The sequence below is a fragment of the Pseudoduganella sp. GW821-FHT05F09 genome (assembly GCF_059419605.1).
In genome coordinates this window covers 1,188,533-1,207,984 of the sequence record NZ_JBWKSD010000001.1, presented here as the reverse complement: position 1 = coordinate 1,207,984, position 19,452 = coordinate 1,188,533, and the positions used below count along the sequence as shown (strand labels likewise).

Here is a 19,452-nt window from a genome sequence, read left to right as displayed (position 1 = left end):
TTCACAAATAAAAAATGGCACTTTGGTGCAAGTGCCATTTTGGTACAACCGGGCGGCTCAGCGAGCCGGCGAAGGATTACTGGATCTTCGCTTTTTTGATCAGGTCTTCGCGGTAGGCGGCAACCTTCTTCTGCGTCAGGGCTTCGGCAACCTGGCCTTTGACTTCATCCAGCGACGGCAGCTTGGAAGCGCGCGAGCCTTCCAGCTTGATCACGTGGTAGCCGAACTGCGATTTCACCGGGGTTTCGGTGAACTGGCCGTCCTTCAGGGCCACCATGGCGTCGGAGAATGGCTTGACGTAGGACGAAGGGGCTGCCCAGTCCAGGTCGCCGCCGTTGTTGGCGGAGCCGTCTTTCGACACCTTGGCCAGTTCTTCGAACTTGCCGCCGGCTTTCAGCTTGGCGATGATGTCCTTGGCTTGCTGCTCGGTCTCAACCAGGATGTGGCGGGCGTGGTATTCCTTGTCGCCGACCTGTGCCTTGTACTTGTCGTACTCGGCCTTGATTTCAGCGTCCGACACCGGATTCTTCTTCACGTAGTCCGCCAGCATGGCGTTGATGATGATGCTTTGACGGGTGTTTTCCAGGGCCGCTTTGACTTCGGCACGGGTGCCTACGCCTTGTTTGTCGGCTTCCTGGATCAGCACTTCGCGGCCGATCAGGTCTTTCTTGATGGCTTCGCGCAGTTGCGGGGAATCAGCTTGTTTGCCTTGAGCAACCACTTGCTTGACGATGGCTTCCACTTTCGAAGCTGGAATGGCTTTGCCGTTCACGGTCGCGGCGTTTTGCGCGAATGCCGGTGCGGCGGCTACAGCGATCAGGGCTAACAACAGGCGGGCTGGCTTCAAAATCATTATCACATCCTATAAAAAACACGGGAGCGCGGTGCGCAGAGCCCAAATAATAGCGGCGCCACGAGGGCGCCGTTCCTTACTGCTGATTGATTACTGTACTTTGGCTTTCTTGACCAGTTCTTCCTGGTAAGCCTGCAGCTTCTTCTGGGTCAGCGCGTCCGAAATTTGCGGCTTCACTTCTTCCAGGGTAGGCAGCTTGGCTTCGCGCACATCGTCCACTTTGATGATGTGGAAGCCGTTCGGGGTCTGAACCGCCTTCTCGGTGACCTGGCCTTTTTGCAGGTTCACGAAAGCGTCCGAGAACACTTTAGGGAAGGACGATGGGGTAGCCCAGTCCAGGTCGCCGCCGTTGGCTGCGGAGCCGGTGTCTTTCGAGGTCTTGGCCAGTTCTTCGAACTTGGCGCCGCCCTTGATCTTGGCGATCACCGCGTCTGCTTCAGCAGCGGTTTCCACCAGGATGTGGCGCACGTGGTATTCCTTGTTGCCGGTTTGAGCGACGAATTTGTCGTACTCGGCCTTGATGTCGGCGTCGTTGACCGGGTTCTTCTTCACGTATTCGCCAACCAGTGCGTTGATGAAGATGGCCTGGCGCGCGTTGTCCAGTGCGGCTTTGACGTCGGCGTTCTTGGCGTAGCCTTGCTTTTCCGCTTCCTGCATCAGCACTTCGCGGCCGATCATTTCTTTCTTGATGGCTTCACGCAGCTGCGGGGAATCCGGTTGCTGGCCTTGAGCAACAACTTGCTTGACCACGGCATCCACGCGCGACGACGGGATGGCCTTGCCGTTGACAACGGCCAGGTTCTGGGCAAAAGCGGGGGCCGCAACAACAGCGATAAGTGCGATCAGCAGACGGGCTGGCTTCAAATTCATTATTTCAAATCCTAAGGGGTAAAGTTCTTAATTGCGGAGAGACGGATTTTGTGTGATCGCGTTGTCTCTCATTGTTTCCAAATCTCCGCGCTTATCATACTTCAGACGGTGCCAGTGCGGTAATGGCCAATGCGTGTATTTCCCCACGCATCATATCGTGCACGGAATCATACACGAGTCGATGTCTTGTGACGAGTTTAAGGCCTTCGAATTTATCGGAAACGATACGCAGCTGGTAATGGCCGCCGCCGGAGGCTGCGCCGGCGTGGCCGGCGTGCAGCGCGGACTCGTCTTCCAGCACCAATTCGGCCGGCTGAAGGGCGGCGCGCAGGCGCTCTTCTATCTTGGCAATGCGCGGGTCGGTCATGCTTCGTCCTTCATATATTTAGCGAGGTAAATAGTCTGGCCGATAATGAAGACGAATGTCAAACCGGTGGTGCCGAAGGCCTTGAAGCTGACCCAGGAGGCGGTGTCGGACTTGAACAGCACGAAGGCCACGAACAGGTTGATAAAGCCCAGCGCGGCAAAGAAGGCGGTCCACGACAGGTTGAGCTTTTCCCATACTTCGTCCGGCAAGGTCAGCTGCGAGCCCATGGCCTTGCGGATCAGGTTGTTCTTGAACCAGTAGCGCGCCGCCAGCAGGCCGACCGCGAAGCACCAGTAGATCATGGTCGGTTTCCACTTGATAAAGATCTCGTCGTGGAAGTAGATGGTCAGGCCGCCGAACACCACGAACAGGAACAGCGACAGCCACAGCATGAAGTCGACCTTGAGGCCGCGCAGCTTCAGGTAGACGATCTGGCCGGCATTGGCCAGGATGCCGGCCAGCGTGGCGATCACCATGGGGGCCTGGTCGGGCGTGACGGAGCCGCCCGACAGCATGCCGCTCATATACGTGTTGACGAAGGCTTGCGCCGCTTCCGGGTGCATGCCGCCCAGTTTGTAGCAGGCGAAAAAGACCAGCAGCGGAAGGAAGTCGAACAGGATTTTCATGGTGAGGCCGTTGGTTTTTAGTCTTGTGGATCGAAGCGCAGCGAGGCGGAATTAATGCAGTAGCGTAAGCCGGTCGGGGGCGGGCCGTCCGGGAAGACGTGGCCCAGGTGGGCGTCGCAGACGGCGCAAATAATCTCTGTACGCAGCATACCATGCGAGCGGTCCACCACCTCCGTTACGTTGGCCGGGTCCAGCGCCTTGAAGTAGCTGGGCCAGCCGCAGCCGGAGTCGAATTTGGTGTCGGACGCGAACAGCGGCGTGTTGCAGCACACGCAGGTGTAAATGCCATGCTCGTGGTGGTCCCAGAACTTGCCGGTGAAAGCGCGTTCGGTGGCGGCGTGGCGGGTGACCTGGTATTCCATGGCGTCAAGCTGGGCGCGCCATTCGGCGTCGGATTTGATTACTTTATCAGTCATGATTTAAAACTTTCTTAAGAAGAACAGCTGACTTCGAGATGGCTGGCCCAGTCCGGGGGCAAAGCCGCGTATTGTTCGTGCTCAGGCTGTTCGTCGTATGGGCGCTGCAAAACTGACAGCAAACGGGCTATTTCCGTAAAGTCTTTATTTTGGGCTTTCTCAATTGCAATCTGCGCCAGGTAATTGCGCAGCACATATTTGGGATTCACCTTATCCATCGCCAGCTTGCGTTCCGCGTCGTTGCTGTTTTCGGCGCGCAGGCGGGTGCGGTAGCGGGCGGCCCAGGCGTCGAAAGCTTCGCGCTGGATGAATTCATCCCGCAAATCATGGTCCGGCTCATCGGTATCCGTCTTGAGATTGCTCAGGGTGCGGAAGAATTGCGTGAAATCGGCGTGGTTTTCCTGCAGCAGCGAGAACATGGCGTCCATCAGCTCCGGATCGCCTTCCTGCTCGGTGGCCAGGCCCAGCTTGGCGCGCAGCAGTTCGTTCATCTTGGCGGCAAAGGCGGGCTGGTAGACGTCCAGCGCGGCCTGGGCGGCGGGAATTTCCTCTATCAGCGGCAGCAAGGCCTGGCCCAGCGCGTAGCAGTTCCAGTGGCCGATCTGCGGCTGCATGCCGTAGGAATAGCGGCCTTGCTGGTCGGTGTGGTTGCAGATGTGCTGGCTGTCGAAGGCTTCCATAAAGCCGAACGGCCCGTAATCCAGCGTATCGCCGAGGATGGACATGTTATCGGTGTTCATCACGCCGTGCATAAAGCCGACCGCCTGCCAATGCGCCATGAGCACGGCGGTGCGGCGCGTGACTTCGGCCAGAAAAGCCGCGTATGGATTGGCTTCGGCGCGCAACTCCGGGTAAAAACGGTCGATCACGTAGTCGGCCAGCACTTTCAGCTCGGCCGGCTTCTGGCGGCTGGACCAGTGCTCGAAGGAGCCGAAGCGGATGAAACTGGGCGCCATACGCAGCACGACGGCAGACGTTTCCACCGTTTCGCGCATGACGCCCTGGTCCGAACCGGCGATCGACAGCGCGCGCGAAGTGGGGATGCCCAGCGCCGCCATTGCTTCCGAACACAGGAATTCGCGGATGGACGAGCGCAGCACGGCGCGGCCGTCGCCCATGCGGGAGTAGGGCGTCAGTCCGGCGCCTTTCAGCTGCAGTTCCATCGGGCCGTTTGCCGTGGCCACGTCGCCCAGCAGGATGGCGCGGCCGTCGCCCAGCTGGCCGGCCCACACGCCGAACTGGTGGCCGGAATACACGGCGGCCAGCGGTTGCGCGGTCTCGGGCACGGCGTTGCCGGCCAGGATGTCCAGCGCCTGCTGTTCAGCCAAGGCGGCGGCGTCCAGGCCGATCAAGGCCGCTGCCGCTTCGCTCACGGCGACCAGATAGGGCGCGGGCAGCGGAGTGGGCATTAAACGGGTGTAGAAAGAGGGCGGGAGACTCGCGAAGGAGTTGTCCAGAGGGAGCTTATTGATGGCGGTTCCAGTGGCGATGGGTGAAGTCCAGATTTTAACGCACCTGCCGATTCTAGGCGGTGGCGTTGGTATTGCCATAGCCGTTACACTTGGTAACCACCCGCGTTGTGGTGTTTGCTGCGCCGCAGCATGAAAACTGTTTGACGAAAATAGCACGTGTGTTCGAATATGGGTTAAATCATGAAATAAAAACAAAGTTACTTAGGAGATGCAATGACGCTTCCGCAGAGCCCGCTCATGGGGCAGATGATGAATCAGCCCCTGCTTGTATCCGGCATCATTGAATTCGCTGCCCGCCATTTTGGCGATAGCCAGATCGTGTCGCGCCGTGTCGAAGGCGACATCCACCGCTACACCTACCGCGACTGCCACCAGCGCGCCCGCCGCCTGGCCAACGCGCTGCACGGCATGGGTGTCGCGCTGGGAGACCGCGTCGCCACGCTGGCCTGGAACGGCTACCGCCACCTGGAGGCCTACTATGCGGTGTCCGGCTCCGGCGCCGTGCTGCACACCATCAATCCACGCCTGCACCCGGAGCAGATCGCCTATATCGTCAACCACGCGGAAGACCAGGTGCTGCTGTTCGACCTGACTTTTTTGCCGGCGGTAGAAGCCATGTCCGCCATCTGCAAGCAGGTGAAGCACTACGTGCTGATGTGCGACCGCGACCGCATGCCGGCGGAAAGCAAAATCCCCGGCCTGCTGTGCTACGAGGACCTGATCGCCTCCCATTCGGACGAGTACGTATGGCCGCAATTCGACGAAAACTCGGCCTGCACGCTGTGCTACACCTCCGGCACCACGGGCAATCCCAAGGGCGCGCTGTATTCGCACCGCTCGACCGTGCTGCACGCCTACGGTTCGGCGCTGCCTAACGCCCTCAACGTGACCTCGCGCGACGCGGTGCTGCCGGTGGTGCCCATGTTCCATGTGAACGCCTGGGGCCTGCCGTACTCGGTGCCGCTGAGCGGCGCCAAGATGGTCTTCCCCGGCGCGGCGCTGGACGGCAAGTCGCTGTACGACTTGTTCGAGGCCGAGCAGGTGACGTTCTCGGCCGGCGTGCCGACCGTCTGGCTAGGCCTGATCAACTTCATGCTGCAAAACAAGCTCAAGTTCAGCAGCTTCCGCCGCACCGTGATCGGCGGCTCGGCCTGCTCGCCAGCCATGATGAACACCTTGATGGACGAATTCGGCGTGGAGGTCATCCACGCTTGGGGCATGACGGAAATGTCGCCGCTGGGCACGGCCGGCGTGCTGATGGGCAAGCACCGCGAACTGCCGCAGGACCAGCAGCGCAAGATCCTGCTCAAGCAAGGCCACGCGGTGTACGGCGTGGACATGAAGATAGTCGACGACGACGGCAAGGAACTGCCGTGGGACGGCAGCAGCTACGGCCACCTGCTGGTGAAAGGGCCGTGGGTGATCTCCGCCTACTACAAGGGCGAGGGCGGCGACCCGCTGCAAAACGGCTGGTTCCCGACCGGCGACGTGGCCACCATAGACCCAGACGGCTATATGCAGATTACCGACCGCAGCAAGGACGTGATCAAGTCCGGCGGCGAGTGGATAGGCACCATAGACCTGGAAAACATCGCCGTGTCGCACCCGGCCGTGATGCAGGCGGCATGCATCGGCATTGCGCATCCGAAATGGGACGAGCGCCCGCTGCTGGTCATCGTGCGCAGGCCGGGCATGGACGTCAGCCGCGAGGAGCTGCTGGCCTTCTATGAGGGCAAGATCGCCAAATGGTGGCTGCCGGACGACGTGGTCTTTGCCGACGCGCTGCCGCTGGGCGGCACCGGCAAGGTGCAGAAGAACAAATTGCGCGAACAATACAAGGAGTACAAACTGCCTACGGCATGAGCAGGCAACACAATCAGCAGCACGCTGGACAACCACAACTAAAAAGAAGGATGGAGACTATGACCTACCGCAAGCTCGCCGTTGCTGTCAGCCTTACCCTGTTGTCCACGGCCGCTTTGGCCGAGACCGTGAAAATCGCGTTCATCGACCCGCTGTCCGGCCCGTTCGCGCCGGTCGGACAGAACCAGCTGAAAAGCTTCCAGCTCATTGCCGACATGGCCACCAAGGGCAAGTGGGCGGGCGAGCACAAGATCGAAGTGAACGGCTTCGACAACAAGGGCAGCCCGCAGGAATCGCTGACCCAGCTCAAGGCCGTGATCGACCAGGGCTACCGCTACATCACCCAGGGCAACGGCTCCGGCGTGGGCCTGGCGCTGCTGGACGCGGTGAACAAGCACAACGAGCGCAACCCGGGCAAGGAAATCGTCTACCTGAACTACGCGGCCATCGATCCGGACATGACCAACAGCAAATGCAGCTTCTGGCATTTCCGCTTCGACGCCAACTCCGACATGAAGATGGAGGCGCTGACCAGCTTCATGGCGCCGGACAAGAACATCAAGTCGGTCTACATCATCGGTCAGAACTACGCCTTCGGCCAGGCGGTCAGCCGCGCGGCCAAGGAATACCTGGCGCGCAAGCGGCCGGACATCAAGATCGCCGGCGACGACCTGCATCCGATCGGGCAGGTGAAGGACTTCTCGCCCTACATCGCCAAGATCAAGGCTTCGGGCGCGGACTCCGTCATCACCGGCAACTGGGGCGCCGACCTGGCGCTGCTGGTGCGCGCCGCCAAGGACGCCGACCTGAAAGCCAACTTCTACACCTACTACGGCATCACTACCGGTGTGCCGACGGCGATGGGCGCGGCGGGCGCCGAGCGCACCAAGATCATCGGCAACTGGATGATCAACAACGAAACCTTCGCCGGCAAGGAAGTGGTCGACGCCTTCAAGGCCAAGTACAACGACGACTACTACGCCGCGCAGACGCACAGCATCATCACCATGCTGTCGCAGGCCATCAAAGCGGCCAAGACTCCGGACCCGGTCAAGGTGGCGTTCGCTTTGGAAGGCATGAAAGCGCAGTCGCTCAACGGCGGCGTGATGATGCAGAAGCAGGACCACCAACTGCAGCAGCCGCTGTACATCGGCACCTGGACCAAGGTCAACGGCAAGGACGTCAAGTACGACCAGGAAAACACCGGCTACGGCTGGCGCATGGACAAGAAGATCGACGCCTACGTGGCCGGCCAGCCGACCTCGTGCCAGATGAAGCGGCCTGGCTAACCCAGCGAGCTGAGCCGCATTCGGGGTCAGACCCCGAATGCGGCTCAGGCTGCTTGCCTTTGCATCCGCATCATCGGAGTTCCCATGGAATTTACTTTATTTACTATGCTTAACGGCATCAGTTATGGACTGCTGCTGTTCATGCTGTCGTCCGGCCTGACGCTGATCTTCAGCATGATGGGTGTGCTGAACTTTGCGCATGCGTCCTTTTATATGCTGGGGGCCTATATTGCCTACACCATCAGCAGCGTGGTCGGCTTCTGGCCCGCGCTGGTGCTGGCGCCCGTTGCAGTGGGCCTGCTGGGCGCGCTGGTGGAGCGCTACGGCTTGCGGCCGCTGCACAAATTCGGCCATATCCCCGAGCTGCTGTTCACTTTCGGCCTGTCCTTCCTGATCGTGGAACTGGTGCAGCTGGTCTGGGGCCGCGCGGCGGTGCAATACGCCATCCCCAAGCAGCTGGACGGCCCGCTGTTCACGCTGTTCTCCACCAGCTTCCCGGCCTACCGCGCCTTCATGATGCTGGTGGCGCTGGCCATGCTGGGCGCGATCTGGCTGGTGCTGACCCGCACCCGCGTCGGCCTCGTGATCCAGGCCGCGCTCACGCATCCGGAGGCGGCCGAGGCACTGGGCCACAACGTGCCGCGCATCTTTATGTGGGTGTTCGGCGGCGGCTGCGCGCTGGCGGGGCTGGCCGGGGTTATCGGCGGCAACGCCTTCGTCACCGAGCCCGCCATGGCGGCCACCGTGGGCAGCATTATCTTCGTGGTGGTGGTGGTGGGCGGCATGGGCTCGCTGGCCGGCGCCTTTGCCGCGTCGCTGCTGATCGGCATTATGCAGACCACGGCGGTGGCGCTGGATTATTCGCTGGCGCATCTGCTGGGCAAGCTAGGCGTGGCCATTACGCCGGCCACGCCCGCCTACGCGCTGCTGAACGTCACCATTGCGCAGAGCTCGGCCATCCTGCCGTATCTGCTGCTGGTGCTGATCCTGATTTTCCGCCCTAAGGGCTTGATGGGGACCCGCGAATGAAAGAACTACGCTACACCCCGCTCAATCTGGGGCGCTGGCTGCTGTGGGGCGGCTACGCCCTCATCTTGCTGGCGGCGCCGCTGGTGTTCAGCAAGGGCGGCGGGCTGACGCTGCTGTCGCAGATGGGCACCGTCATGATCTTCGGCCTGTCCTACAACATGCTGCTGGGGCAGGGAGGCATGCTGTCCTTCGGCCACGCGGTGTATTCCGGCCTGGGAGCGTTCTTCGCCATCCATGCCATGAATATGGCGGGCGCGGGCCAGCTGCCCATCCCCACCAGCCTGATTCCGCTGGTGGGCGGTGTGGCCGGGCTGGGCTTCGGCCTGCTGTTCGGCTACGTCACCACGCGCAAGGCGGGCACCACCTTCGCCATGATTACGCTGGGGCTGGTGGAGCTGGTCTTCGCCAGTTCGCTGATGTTCCCCGGCTTCTTCGGCGGCGAAGGCGGCGTGACCACCAACCGCGTGATCGGCGGCGCGGTGCTGGGCATTACTTACGGGCCGCAGATCCAGGTGTACTACCTGATCGCGTTCTGGCTGTTTGTCTGCACCGCCGCCGTGTACGCCTACACGCAGACGCCGCTGGGCCGCATCATCAACGCCGTGCGGGACAATCCCGAGCGGGTGGAGTTCATCGGCTACGACACGCAGTGGGTGCGCTACCTGGTGGTGATACTGTCGTCCTTCTTCGCCGGCGTTGCGGGCGGGCTGTCGGCGATCAATTTCGAGATCGTCAGCGCGGAGAACGTCAGCGCTATCCGCTCCGGCAGCATATTGCTGTTCACTTTCATCGGCGGCATAGGCTTCTTCTTCGGGCCGCTGCTGGGCGCCATCGTCGGCATCCTGTTCTCGGTGCTGCTGTCCGACTACACGCCGGCCTGGCAGCTGTACCTGGGCTTGTTCTTTGTGCTGCTGGTGCGCTACGCGCCGGGCGGCATGGGCAGCCTTATCATGCTGTTGCTGCGGGCGGCGAGGTTCGGCCACTTTGGCCGCATCGGCAAGCCGCTGGGCTGGGTGTGCCTGGCGGTGCTGCCGGGGCTGATCGGTTTTGTCGCCGGCGTGGAGATGCTGTACCACCTGACGCTGGAAGCGGCCAACGGCAGCGTGAAGCAGCTTTTCGGCATGGCGGTCGATACGCGCTCGGCGCTGCCGTGGACGCTGGCGGGCGGCCTGCTGCTGGCCAGCGTCGTGGCGTGGCGCAAGGCGCAGCCGGTGTTCGCGGACGCGTGGGGTGCTTCCTGCGCGGAGATTGCAGTGCAGACCAGGAGCGCGCGATGAAGGCATTGGAATTGGTGGACGTGCGCAAGAGCTTCGGCAAATCCGAGATCATACGGGGCGCCACCCTGGGCATAGAACAGGGCGAGCGCTGCGCGGTGATAGGGCCGAACGGCGCGGGCAAGTCCACGCTGTTCAATCTGATTTCCGGACGCTTCCCGCTCAGCAGCGGCGAGATCCGGCTGAACGGCCAGCGCATCAGCGGCCTCAAGCCCTACCAGATCAACCGGCTGGGCTTGTCGCGCAGCTTCCAGATCAGCAATCTGTTCGTCAACCTGTCGGTGTACGAGAACCTGCGCTGCGCCGTGCTGTGGTCGCTGGGCTACAAGTACTCCTTCTGGCACCGGCTTGCCAGGCTGCGCGACGCGCATGAGCGGGCCGAGCAGGTGCTGGAGGAGATCGGCCTGCAGCGCCAGCGCCACGTGGCCGCCGGCGTGCTGACTTACGCCGAGCAGCGCGCGCTGGAAATCGGCATCACCATCGCGGGCGGCGCGGACGTGATCCTGCTGGACGAGCCAACGGCGGGCATGAGCCGCTCGGAGTCGGATGCGGCGGTGGAGCTGATCCGCAAGGTCACCGTCGGCAAGACGCTGGTGATGGTGGAGCATGACATGAGCGTGGTGTTCGGCCTGGCCGACAAGATCGCCGTGCTGGTGTATGGCGAAGTGATCGCCTGCGACACGCCGGACCGGATACGGGGCAACGCCGCCGTGCAGGCGGCCTATCTGGGCGGCCACGAGGAGGCGGCATAATGGGGGAACGCATGCTGGACATCCGCAATCTGCACGCCTATTACGGCAAAAGCCATGTGCTGCATGGCGTGGACCTGCACGTGGAGCCGGGTGAGATCGTCAGCCTGCTGGGCCGCAACGGCGCGGGCCGTTCGACGCTGGTGAAGGCGGCCATGGGCCAGGTCAGCGCCACCGGCACGGTCAAGCTGAAGGGGCGCGAGATCCTGGGGCTGAAGGCTTACCAGATCGCGCACCAGGGCCTGGGCTATGTGCCCGAGAACCGCGACGTGTTTCCCACGCTGACCGTGGAGCAAAACCTGGTGCTGGGACAGAAGAAGGCGGGCACGCAGGGACGCTGGAGCCTGGACGATATGTACCGCATGTTCCCGCGCCTGCAGGAGCGGCGCGCGGTGGCGGCGGGCGTGCTGTCCGGCGGCGAGCAGCAGATGCTGACGCTGTGCCGCACGCTGATGGGCGATCCGGACCTGATCATGATAGACGAGCCCACCGAGGGGCTGGCGCCCAAGATCGTGGCGCTGGTGGCGGATTACCTGACGGCGCTGCGCGAGCGCGGCATTTCTGTGCTGCTGGTGGAGCAGAAGCTGGCGATTGCGATGGAGATTTCGCAGCGCGTCTATGTGATGGGTCACGGCGCCATCGTGTTCGAGGGCACGCCGGCCGCCTTGCGCGCCGACGCCGCGGTGCGCAAGGAGTGGCTGGAAGTTTAAGGCTGGGTTTGCGGCGGCAGCAGGTGCGCCAGCTTGTCGATCAGGCTGCCGCAGTCAAATACGCTGAAGGACTGGCGGTTGCCGTCTTCTTTCTCCATGTCGATGACTTCGGCGGCTTCGCTTTGCATGCCTGCGCCGGCGGACTGGTTGCGCATCAGGCGCGGGGCGGCGTAGCGCTGGCTGTCCAATACCGTAATGATGTCTTCCACGCCGTCCACCAGCAGGCCGTAGCGTTCTTCGCCGCGCTCGATAATCAGGATGCGAGACAGTTCGCCCGGCTCCCGCTCCGGCATGCCGTACAGGCTGCGCATGTCGATCACGCTGACCATCATCTGGCGCAGATTGAGCACGCCGCGCATATAGTGGGGCGTGCCGGGCGGGCGGGTGATGTTGCCGGAGAAGTTGATGATCTCGCGCACCTGCTTGATTTCGACCGCGAAAGCCTGCTCCATGCGGAAGGTGAGGTAGACCTTGCGTGCGCCGTGGCGGCCGTCCTTGGCCGCGCCTGCCGCCTGCTGGCCATCCAGCGGGTACAGATTGGCGTGGCCCTGGCGCATGTCGGCGATTTCCTTGTGCGAGAAAATGCCGGCGTGGTCGAGCAGAATCACGTCGCCCTGTTCGGGCCGGGAGATGCAGCCGCCGAACATGCCGGCGCGCGCCTTGCTGAGCAACGGGATGGGCAGCACGTCGTCGTTATAGAAATGGATGATGCTGTCGACCGAGTCGACCAGGAAGGCGATGGTGGCGTCGCCGATGCGGGCCACCATCACGCGCTGGTCCGCATCGGCGGCGTCCACCGGGCGGGCGGACGCGCCGGCGCTCAGCAGCGCGGTGAAATCGACCACGGCCACCGGGCTGCCGCGGAAATTCATGCGGCCCAGGCACAGTTTGCCAACCAGCACGGACGGCTGCAGCTCGGGCACCCGCACGATTTCCTGGATGGCCGCCATTTCGAAGGCGAAGCTGGTGCCGGCCGAGCGGAAGCTCACGCAGCGGCGGCGCTCGCCCTGGGCCTGGGCGCGCTGCAGCCGCTGCTGGCCGCTGGCGCGCAGCGACAGCACTTGCGGCACGTTTTCAATGCGGATCAGCTGGTTGGCGTCCAGCACCTGCAGCAGGCGGTTGCCCTGGTCCAGCAGGATGGCGCCGGCAATGACGCCGGGCGTGGCGCCGGGCGGGTATTGCAGCACGCTGCGCTGCTCCGGCCGCACGCGCAGGATTTCGCCGGTGTCGTCGAACAGCATGCCCACCAGCACGTCCTGGTGCTCGATGATGGCCACCTTGTTGCCCGGCACGGCAGGACCGGCAGCCGGGTTGAACAGGCGCGCGAGGTTGACGATGGGAATGACTGTGCCGCGCAGCGTGAACATGCCTTCCAGGTGGGCGGGCGACAGCGGCAGGGCGGTGATCTTGGCCGGCAGGTTGACCACTTCGCGGATGCAGACGGCGGGCAGGGCGAATTCGTCCGGCCCCAGGAAGAAGGAACCGTAGAGCTCGGTGGCGGCTGCGGATGCGGACGCGGCCTTGACGGCGGAGGCGGCCACGGCGGCGGCATTGGCGGCGGCGCTGGCCAGTTCGTTCATGGGGCTGTCTTCCGCGCGCGGGCCGGGCAGGGGAATGCTGAGATTTTCAATGGTGTTCATGGATGGCTTCCTGCCGGGATGGGGTGATTTCCTTGATGCTGTAGCTTTGCCGAGCGCAATCGATCGACAGCTGGCGGCCGTATTTGCCGCCCAGTTCGCAGTAGCGCACGTTCAGGCCGAACTCGCCCAGGTATTTGCGCGCGGCGGCGGCGTTGTCCTGGCCCACACAGAGGCGCTTGGAGCTGAACATGCTGGCGCCGCCGGCCAGCACCACGGTAATGTCGGGATAGTCGGCCTCGCGCGCGCCCATCAGGCGCAGCAGCGAGGGCACGGCCTGGCTGACGTAGCGGGCGCTGGCCTGCAGCGGGCAACTGGCCGCTTCGCAGGCGTCGCGCGGCTCGGGCAGCAGGCAGTGGGCCAGGCCGCAGCGGCCGCCTTTCTCCCAGATGAAGGCGATGCCGATGCAGGAGCCAAGCACGGCCTGCAACTGGCCGCTGCGCCCGGCCACTTTCAGCTGGCCGATGCCGACCCGGAGCAGCTTGTCGTCCAAGGCTGCGCTGTTCATGGCTGGCTCTCGCGCAGTGCGTAAATCATGGGCGCTTCGAAGCTGTACTCGGACGCGAGGCGCTGGATGCTCTCGGATTCGCCCAGGATGAGGCGGGCGTGCGGCTTCATGCTGGGTCGGGCGCAGTCGATCACGGCCTGCTGGTGCTCGGCGTCGAAGTAGATCAGCACGTTGCGCAGCAGGATCAGGTCGAACTGCTGGGCTGGGCGCAGCGGCTGCAGCAGGTTGTGGCGCGCAAAGCCGACGTTGCGCTTCAGCTCGTCCTTGACGCGCATGCCGGCGCCGTCGGCCACAAAGTAGCGCGCCGCCAGCGCCGGGTGGGCGGCGCGCAGCCTTTCCACCGAGCGCCCGGCGTAGCTGCCGGCGGCGGCCAGGTCCAGCATCTGCTGCGAGATGTCGGTGGCCAGGATGCGGTAGGGCAGCGCGCCATGCTGGAGCTTGAATTCCTCGCACACCATGGCGGCCGAATACAGCTCTTCGCCGCTGGCAGAGGCGGCCGACCAGATGTTCAGGCAGGCGCCGGGATGGCTGCGCTGCCACTCGGGCAGGAAGCGCCGGGCGACATAGTCCCAGATCTGCGGCGTGCGGAAAAATTGCGTGTCGTTGGTGGTGACCAGGTCGATAAAATGCGGCACCTCGCTGCGGTCGCTCTCCACCCGGTCCATATAGGCCTGGTAGCTGCCCAGCGCCAGCGCGTCCATGCGCGGGCGCAGGCGGCGTTCCAGCAGCACGCTCTTGCGCTCGTTCATGGCGATGCCGGTGTGCTTGCGCACCAGCGCGATCAGCGCCGCCAGCGTGGCCGGGTTGAGTTCCGCGACGCTGCCCATGGCTTACACCACGAAGCCCGAAACGATCTTGTTGAGGTCGGTGGCGCTCTGGTTCAGGCTGTCCGTCGAGCGGGCGATGCTGTCGCAGTTGGCGGCCGACTTTTCCGTCTCCTCGGCGATGTACTGGATGGCGGTGCTCACTTCCTTGGCCGTGAGCAGCTGCTCGTTGGCCGACATGGCGATGTCCGAGATGGCCAGCGTGGTGCGGGAGACACCGTTGACGATCTTGTCGAAGGCGTCGCTGGCCTGGCGCGAGATTTCGCTGCCGGCGGTGACGCGCTTGACCGATTCGTTGATCAGCTTGGAAATTTCCTTGGTGGCCTGGGAGGAGCGCTCGGCCAGCTTGCGCACTTCGTCCGCCACCACCGAGAAGCCCAGCCCGTGCTCGCCGGCGCGCGCCGCTTCGATGGCGGCGTTGAAGGCCAGCATATTGGTCTGGTTGGCGATCTCGCTGATGACCTTGACGATCTCGCCGATGTCTTCCGAGGAACGGTTGATCAGCTCCATCGCCTCGATCGATTTGGCGACGGCCTTGGCGCCGGCCTCGGCTTCCTGCTGGGTGGCCTTGGCCAGGTTGTCGGCGTTGCTGGTGTTCTGGGCGATGGAGTTGATGGAGTTGGTCAGGCCGTCGATGGACGCGTTCATCTGCTCGACGGTGGCGCCCAGCGCCTGGGTGCCGGTGGCCACGCCGCTGGAACGCTCGGCGATGGTCCGCGATGCCTCGGCGAAGCCGCCGGCGGAGGTGACCACGTTGCCGATCACGCCGCGCAGGTCGGTAATCATCTTGCCGATGCCGCGGCCGAGTTCATCCAGTGGTTCATCGCCCTCGGCCACCACGTTGCAGCTCAGGTCGCCCTGCGCGGCCTTTGCCACCGAGGTCAGCAGCAGCTCCACCTTGCGGCCGTCGGATTCCGCCTTGAGTTTGGTGCTGTGCTCCAGTTCCACTTGCTCGGTGATGTCGATGGCGAATTTTACGATCTTATAAGGCTTGCCATTCAAATCGAGTATCGGATTATAAGTGGCCTGAATCCATATTGTTTTGCCATTATTGCCAATTCGTTTATAGCGGCCGCAGTCGAATTCACCCCGATTTAACTTTTGCCAGAATTTCTTGTATTCCAGGCTATTGGTGTAGTCAGGTTCGCAAAACATGCGGTGATGCTCGCCTTTTATATCCTCCAGCGTGTAGCCCATTACTTTCAGGAAGTTTTCGTTAGCCTCCAAAACGCAACCGTCGGTATCGAATTCGATCACCGCCTGGGCCTTGCCTATGGCGGTAACCTTGCTTTCGCATTCGGTGCTGCGCTGGCGCGCGGCGGTGATGTCGGTGGCGAACTTGATCACCTTGTAGGGCTTGCCGCTGCCGTCCAGGATGGGGTTGTAGGAGGCGCTGATCCAGATTTCACGGCCGCCTTTGCCCAGGCGCTTGTAGTCGGCCTGCTCGAATTCCCCATTGGCCAGGCGCAGCCAGAAGTTGCGGTACTCGGCCGTTTTCACATACTCCGGTTCGCAGAACATGGAATGGTGCTTGCCTTGCACTTCGTCCAGCGTATACCCTAGCGTGCGCAGGAAGTTGTCGTTCGCGTGCAGGATATTGCCTTCGAGATCGAATTCGATCACGGCTTGCACCCGGTTCAGCGCCGTATTGATTGCTTGCAAGTCCAGTTCTTGATCCTGGATCTGGCTGGGGGCATTCATATCCATGGCGTTTCCTTAAATGTCAGTCGTATTGGTAAAATAGAAATAAACAAAGGCGGAGTGTTATATTTGGTGAGAATTTATAATGAAGTGACGCATCAATATAATCACTCCCATTATTTTCCCGGTAATCCATAAACGCAAGCGGTGCATTGAGAATTCTCAATAGCGGTGTCTGTTTCATGCGAAACGATTTGCAAGTTGCTATGGCTGGCGCGCCTGCCCTTGCGCACCTGTCAGAAAATAACACGATCGTTCGTTTTTTTGAGGTATAGTGAGGTTTGCAGCCGACCCTCACTGACATTTACACTGACAAGAAGGAAGAGACATGAGTGCCGAATACCAAGTTCACGGTTCCGTAGCCGTTATCACGCTGAACAATCCGCCGGTCAACGGCCTGGGCCACGCCACCCGCAGCGCTGCGGTGCAGGGCATGCAGCAGGCGCTGGCGGACGACGCGGTGCAAGCCATTGTTATCACCGGCGCCGGCAAGGCTTTCTCCGGCGGCGCGGACATCAAGGAATTCAATTCGCCGAAAGCGCTGGCTGAGCCGAGCTTGCATTCGCTGATCCGCACGGTGGAGGAGTCGACCAAGCCGGTGGTGGCGGCGATCCACACCGTCTGCATGGGCGGCGGGCTGGAACTGGCGCTGGGCTGCAACTACCGCGTGGCCATGCCGGGCGCGCAGATCGCCTTGCCGGAAGTGAAACTGGGCCTGCTGCCCGGCGCCGGCGGCACGCAGCGCCTGCCGCGCGTGCTGGGCCTGGAAATGGCACTGAACATGATCGTGTCCGGCACCCCGGTGGCGTCCGAAAAGCTGGCCAAGACCGCCATCTTCGACGAAGTGTTCGCCCCCGATGCCAATCTGCTGGAATCGGCCATCGCCTTCGCCAATAAAGTCGCCGCTGCGCGTCCGCTGCCGAAAGTGCGCGAGCGCAAGGTGGACTACCCGAACCACGAGGCCTTCCTGCAATTCTCCCGCAACACCGTCAAAGCCATGTCCGGCCCGTTCCCGGCGCCGCTGGAGTGCGTGGAGTGCGTGGCCGCGTCCGTGACCATGAAGTTCGAGGACGGCCTGAAGTTCGAGCGCGAGCGCTTCCTGTCGCTGATACAGACCACCGAATCGAAATCGCTGCGCCATGCCTTCTTCAGCGAGCGCCAGGCCAGCAAAGTGCCGGACGTGCCGGCGGACACGCCCACCCGCGCCATCAAGAAGGCGGCCGTGATCGGCGCCGGCACTATGGGCGGCGGCATTGCCATGAACTTCGCCAACGCCGGCATCCCGGTCACCATCCTGGAGATGAAGGCCGAGGCGCTGGAGAAGGGCCTGGCCACCATCCGCAAGAACTACGAGAACACGCTGAAGAAGGGCAAGCTGACGCAGGAGAAGTTCGACCAGCGCGTGGCCCTGATCACCGGCACCATGAACTACGAGGAAATCGGCGACGCCGACATCGTGGTGGAAGCCGTGTTCGAGGACATGGGTGTGAAGGAAACCGTGTTCCGCAAACTGGACGAGGTGATGAAGCAGGGCGCCATCCTGGCGTCCAACACGTCGACCTTGGATGTGGACAAGATCGCCGCCTTCACCAAGCGTCCGCAGGACGTGATCGGCACGCACTTCTTCAGCCCGGCCAATGTGATGAAGCTGCTGGAAATCGTGCGCGGCAAGGAAACCGGCAAGGACGTGCTGGCCACCACGCTGGCGCTGTCGAAAAAGCTGAAGAAAACCGGTGTGGTGTCCGGCGTATGCGACGGCTTTATCGGCAACCGCATGATAGAACAGTACAGCCGCCAGGCCGGCTTCCTGCTGGAAGAGGGCTGCCTGCCGGAGCAGGTGGACAAGGCGGTGGAGAAGTTCGGCTTCGCCATGGGGCCGTTCCGCATGGGCGACCTGGCCGGCAACGACATCGGCTGGTATATCCGCAAGCGCCGCTACGTGGAATCGCCGGAAATCACCTATTCGAAGACCGCCGACCTGCTGTGCGAAATGGGCCGCTACGGCCAGAAGACCGGCGGCGGCTGGTATGACTACAAGGCGGGCGACCGCAAGGCTTACCCGAACGAGGAAGTCAACGCCATGATCGTCAAGCATTCGGAGGATATCGGCGTGGTGCGCCGCAAGATCAGCGACCAGGAAATCGTCGAGCGCCTGGTGTACGCGCTGGTGAACGAAGGCGCGCAGATCCTGGAAGAGGGCATCGCGATGCGCGCTTCGGACATCGACATGGTCTACCTGACCGGTTACGGCTTCCCGCTGCACCGCGGCGGCCCGATGTTCTACGCCGACACGGTGGGCTTGCCCAATGTGCTGGGCACCATAGAACGACTGTCGCGCGGCCGCCACGGCGAGGCCTGGAAACCCGCGCCGCTGCTGGTAAAACTGGCCGCCGAGGGCAAGGGCTTCAACGGTTAAGCAGTCCGGCCCTGGTGGCTGGATATCACGCACAGCAATGGCGGCGCCAATCGAGCGCCGCTTTTTTTATGGCTGGGATAATCTTCCCGCAAGCTTAATACGAGCTCAACAGTAGTAACTTGCTACCTGCCGCGGGAGATACACATGAACCGGTACGCCTGCTTTGCCGCCTTGCTTGCCTGTGCCGCCATGGGCAGCGCCCATGCCGTGCCCATGAGTTTCCTGGTCAACACCGGCAGCGCCGGCTCCGGCGCCATCGATACGCGCTATGAATTGACCGTCGAGCAGGGGGCAACCCGCTTGTCCCACGCCTACGGCTATGTGGCGCAGGACGACGCGGTCGGGCATATGCCCTGGTTGACGAATTCGGCGGAGTCCAAGTGGATTACGCCGGAACTGGACGGCCAGACCACATTCGACGGCGCGGGCGTCGGCGTCTACCGATATAGTCTCAGCTTTGACATGAACGGCTACCAGGCCGACACGGCACGCTTCAATGGCCGTTTCAGCGCGGACAACGCGGCGCAAGTGTTCCTGAACGGCAAGCTGCTGGCCACCGGTACGGATTTCACGCGCTGGAGCAGTTTTGGAGCCGACGACGGCTTTAACGGCGGCGTGAACGTGCTGGAATTCATTGTCACCAACTACGCGCAGTTGACCGGCAATCCTACCGGCTTGCGCGTGGAGTATATGGACAGTTTTATGGAAGCGTTGCCGCCACAGCGCCTGGTGCGCGCTGCCTTGTTTGAGGTGCCGGAACCGGCGTCCGCGGCGCTCTTCATGTCCGGGCTGGCGATGATGGCTTGCGCGGCGCGCCGCCGCAGTGGCTACGCAGCCTGTTGAGCTTG

18 protein-coding genes are annotated in these 19,452 nt (G+C 62.6%); 8 read left to right on the top strand and 10 right to left on the bottom strand.

The genetic code is table 11. From position 1 onward, the window contains the following. Window positions 1-76: 76 nt before the first annotated feature. From AC07S4_RS05080 to AC07S4_RS05055, 6 genes are all read right to left on the bottom strand, one after another. Complete coding sequence (locus AC07S4_RS05080; RefSeq protein ID WP_494985561.1) at window positions 77-853, bottom strand: peptidylprolyl isomerase; 777 nt, start codon at window positions 851-853, stop codon at window positions 77-79. A gap of 90 nt (window positions 854-943) precedes the next feature. Beyond that, window positions 944-1,723 (bottom strand): peptidylprolyl isomerase, encoded by a 780-nt coding sequence (locus AC07S4_RS05075; RefSeq protein WP_494985560.1) that lies wholly within the window; start codon window positions 1,721-1,723, stop codon window positions 944-946. Window positions 1,724-1,817: 94 nt separating this feature from the next. Further along, window positions 1,818-2,090: a BolA family protein gene (locus tag AC07S4_RS05070; protein ID WP_082616005.1), complete on the bottom strand. Its 273-nt coding sequence runs from the start codon at window positions 2,088-2,090 to the stop codon at window positions 1,818-1,820. Next, window positions 2,087-2,716 carry a septation protein A gene (locus AC07S4_RS05065; RefSeq protein ID WP_161073465.1) on the bottom strand — a complete coding sequence of 210 codons (630 nt, stop codon included), beginning with the start codon at window positions 2,714-2,716 and terminating at the stop codon, window positions 2,087-2,089. Before AC07S4_RS05065 ends, AC07S4_RS05070 begins: the two co-directional genes overlap by 4 nt. A 17-nt stretch (window positions 2,717-2,733) precedes the next feature. Next, a complete protein-coding gene (msrB, locus tag AC07S4_RS05060; RefSeq protein WP_161073466.1) occupies window positions 2,734-3,132 on the bottom strand; it encodes a peptide-methionine (R)-S-oxide reductase MsrB in 399 nt (132 codons plus the stop codon). A gap of 14 nt (window positions 3,133-3,146) precedes the next feature. Continuing rightward, window positions 3,147-4,682: a protein adenylyltransferase SelO gene (locus AC07S4_RS05055; protein ID WP_494985559.1), complete on the bottom strand. Its 1,536-nt coding sequence runs from the start codon at window positions 4,680-4,682 to the stop codon at window positions 3,147-3,149. A 135-nt stretch (window positions 4,683-4,817) separates the two neighbouring features. Between AC07S4_RS05055 and AC07S4_RS05050 the strand changes: the two genes are divergently transcribed. The 6 genes from AC07S4_RS05050 (at window position 4,818) to AC07S4_RS05025 (ending at window position 11,518) form a co-directional block, all read left to right on the top strand. After that, the gene (locus AC07S4_RS05050; RefSeq protein ID WP_494985558.1) at window positions 4,818-6,467 is read left to right on the top strand and encodes a 3-(methylthio)propionyl-CoA ligase; all 1,650 of its coding nucleotides are present in this window, start codon (window positions 4,818-4,820) and stop codon (window positions 6,465-6,467) included. 59 nt (window positions 6,468-6,526) lie between these two features. After that, the gene (locus AC07S4_RS05045; protein ID WP_494985557.1) at window positions 6,527-7,756 is read left to right on the top strand and encodes a branched-chain amino acid ABC transporter substrate-binding protein; all 1,230 of its coding nucleotides are present in this window, start codon (window positions 6,527-6,529) and stop codon (window positions 7,754-7,756) included. A gap of 84 nt (window positions 7,757-7,840) precedes the next feature. Beyond that, on the top strand, window positions 7,841-8,785 hold the full coding sequence (locus AC07S4_RS05040; RefSeq protein ID WP_494985556.1) for a branched-chain amino acid ABC transporter permease: 945 nt from the start codon (window positions 7,841-7,843) through the stop codon (window positions 8,783-8,785). Continuing rightward, on the top strand, window positions 8,782-10,062 hold the full coding sequence (locus AC07S4_RS05035) for a branched-chain amino acid ABC transporter permease (protein ID WP_494985555.1): 1,281 nt from the start codon (window positions 8,782-8,784) through the stop codon (window positions 10,060-10,062). The genes AC07S4_RS05040 and AC07S4_RS05035 overlap by 4 nt, the downstream gene beginning before the upstream one ends. Further along, window positions 10,059-10,811: an ABC transporter ATP-binding protein gene (locus tag AC07S4_RS05030; RefSeq protein ID WP_494985554.1), complete on the top strand. Its 753-nt coding sequence runs from the start codon at window positions 10,059-10,061 to the stop codon at window positions 10,809-10,811. The genes AC07S4_RS05035 and AC07S4_RS05030 overlap by 4 nt, the downstream gene beginning before the upstream one ends. Further along, window positions 10,811-11,518 carry an ABC transporter ATP-binding protein gene (locus tag AC07S4_RS05025; protein WP_494985553.1) on the top strand — a complete coding sequence of 236 codons (708 nt, stop codon included), beginning with the start codon at window positions 10,811-10,813 and terminating at the stop codon, window positions 11,516-11,518. The genes AC07S4_RS05030 and AC07S4_RS05025 overlap by 1 nt, the downstream gene beginning before the upstream one ends. Here the strand turns inward: AC07S4_RS05025 and AC07S4_RS05020 are convergent. Genes AC07S4_RS05020 through AC07S4_RS05005 form a run of 4 tightly spaced genes read right to left on the bottom strand, consistent with a single transcriptional unit; the run spans window position 11,515 to window position 16,188 of the window. Then, window positions 11,515-13,158 (bottom strand): chemotaxis protein CheW, encoded by a 1,644-nt coding sequence (locus tag AC07S4_RS05020; protein WP_494985552.1) that lies wholly within the window; start codon window positions 13,156-13,158, stop codon window positions 11,515-11,517. The genes AC07S4_RS05025 and AC07S4_RS05020 overlap by 4 nt on opposite strands. After that, on the bottom strand, window positions 13,145-13,663 hold the full coding sequence (locus AC07S4_RS05015) for a chemotaxis protein CheD (protein WP_494985551.1): 519 nt from the start codon (window positions 13,661-13,663) through the stop codon (window positions 13,145-13,147). Before AC07S4_RS05015 ends, AC07S4_RS05020 begins: the two co-directional genes overlap by 14 nt. Then, a complete protein-coding gene (locus tag AC07S4_RS05010; RefSeq protein WP_494985550.1) occupies window positions 13,660-14,490 on the bottom strand; it encodes a CheR family methyltransferase in 831 nt (276 codons plus the stop codon). The genes AC07S4_RS05015 and AC07S4_RS05010 overlap by 4 nt, the downstream gene beginning before the upstream one ends. 3 nt (window positions 14,491-14,493) lie before the next feature. After that, a complete protein-coding gene (locus AC07S4_RS05005) occupies window positions 14,494-16,188 on the bottom strand; it encodes a methyl-accepting chemotaxis protein (protein WP_494985616.1) in 1,695 nt (564 codons plus the stop codon). 328 nt (window positions 16,189-16,516) lie between these two features. Here AC07S4_RS05005 and AC07S4_RS05000 point away from each other — a divergent pair, with 328 nt between their 5' ends. Next, window positions 16,517-18,604, top strand: a complete 2,088-nt coding sequence (locus AC07S4_RS05000) for a 3-hydroxyacyl-CoA dehydrogenase NAD-binding domain-containing protein (RefSeq protein WP_494985549.1) — start codon at window positions 16,517-16,519, stop codon at window positions 18,602-18,604. Window positions 18,605-18,748: 144 nt separating this feature from the next. Beyond that, window positions 18,749-19,447: a PEP-CTERM sorting domain-containing protein gene (locus tag AC07S4_RS04995; protein WP_494985548.1), complete on the top strand. Its 699-nt coding sequence runs from the start codon at window positions 18,749-18,751 to the stop codon at window positions 19,445-19,447. Window positions 19,448-19,452: the final 5 nt, after the last annotated feature.

Coding starts and splice junctions, on each gene's coding strand:
- AC07S4_RS05080 (WP_494985561.1), bottom strand. CDS start 853: ATGATTTTGAAGCCAGCCCGCCTGTTGTTAGCCCTGATCGCTGTAGCC.
- AC07S4_RS05075 (WP_494985560.1), bottom strand. CDS start 1,723: ATGAATTTGAAGCCAGCCCGTCTGCTGATCGCACTTATCGCTGTTGTT.
- AC07S4_RS05070 (WP_082616005.1), bottom strand. CDS start 2,090: ATGACCGACCCGCGCATTGCCAAGATAGAAGAGCGCCTGCGCGCCGCC.
- AC07S4_RS05065 (WP_161073465.1), bottom strand. CDS start 2,716: ATGAAAATCCTGTTCGACTTCCTTCCGCTGCTGGTCTTTTTCGCCTGC.
- msrB (WP_161073466.1), bottom strand. CDS start 3,132: ATGACTGATAAAGTAATCAAATCCGACGCCGAATGGCGCGCCCAGCTT.
- AC07S4_RS05055 (WP_494985559.1), bottom strand. CDS start 4,682: ATGGCAATACCAACGCCACCGCCTAGAATCGGCAGGTGCGTTAAAATC.
- AC07S4_RS05050 (WP_494985558.1), top strand. CDS start 4,818: ATGACGCTTCCGCAGAGCCCGCTCATGGGGCAGATGATGAATCAGCCC.
- AC07S4_RS05045 (WP_494985557.1), top strand. CDS start 6,527: ATGACCTACCGCAAGCTCGCCGTTGCTGTCAGCCTTACCCTGTTGTCC.
- AC07S4_RS05040 (WP_494985556.1), top strand. CDS start 7,841: ATGGAATTTACTTTATTTACTATGCTTAACGGCATCAGTTATGGACTG.
- AC07S4_RS05035 (WP_494985555.1), top strand. CDS start 8,782: ATGAAAGAACTACGCTACACCCCGCTCAATCTGGGGCGCTGGCTGCTG.
- AC07S4_RS05030 (WP_494985554.1), top strand. CDS start 10,059: ATGAAGGCATTGGAATTGGTGGACGTGCGCAAGAGCTTCGGCAAATCC.
- AC07S4_RS05025 (WP_494985553.1), top strand. CDS start 10,811: ATGGGGGAACGCATGCTGGACATCCGCAATCTGCACGCCTATTACGGC.
- AC07S4_RS05020 (WP_494985552.1), bottom strand. CDS start 13,158: ATGAACACCATTGAAAATCTCAGCATTCCCCTGCCCGGCCCGCGCGCG.
- AC07S4_RS05015 (WP_494985551.1), bottom strand. CDS start 13,663: ATGAACAGCGCAGCCTTGGACGACAAGCTGCTCCGGGTCGGCATCGGC.
- AC07S4_RS05010 (WP_494985550.1), bottom strand. CDS start 14,490: ATGGGCAGCGTCGCGGAACTCAACCCGGCCACGCTGGCGGCGCTGATC.
- AC07S4_RS05005 (WP_494985616.1), bottom strand. CDS start 16,188: ATGAATGCCCCCAGCCAGATCCAGGATCAAGAACTGGACTTGCAAGCA.
- AC07S4_RS05000 (WP_494985549.1), top strand. CDS start 16,517: ATGAGTGCCGAATACCAAGTTCACGGTTCCGTAGCCGTTATCACGCTG.
- AC07S4_RS04995 (WP_494985548.1), top strand. CDS start 18,749: ATGAACCGGTACGCCTGCTTTGCCGCCTTGCTTGCCTGTGCCGCCATG.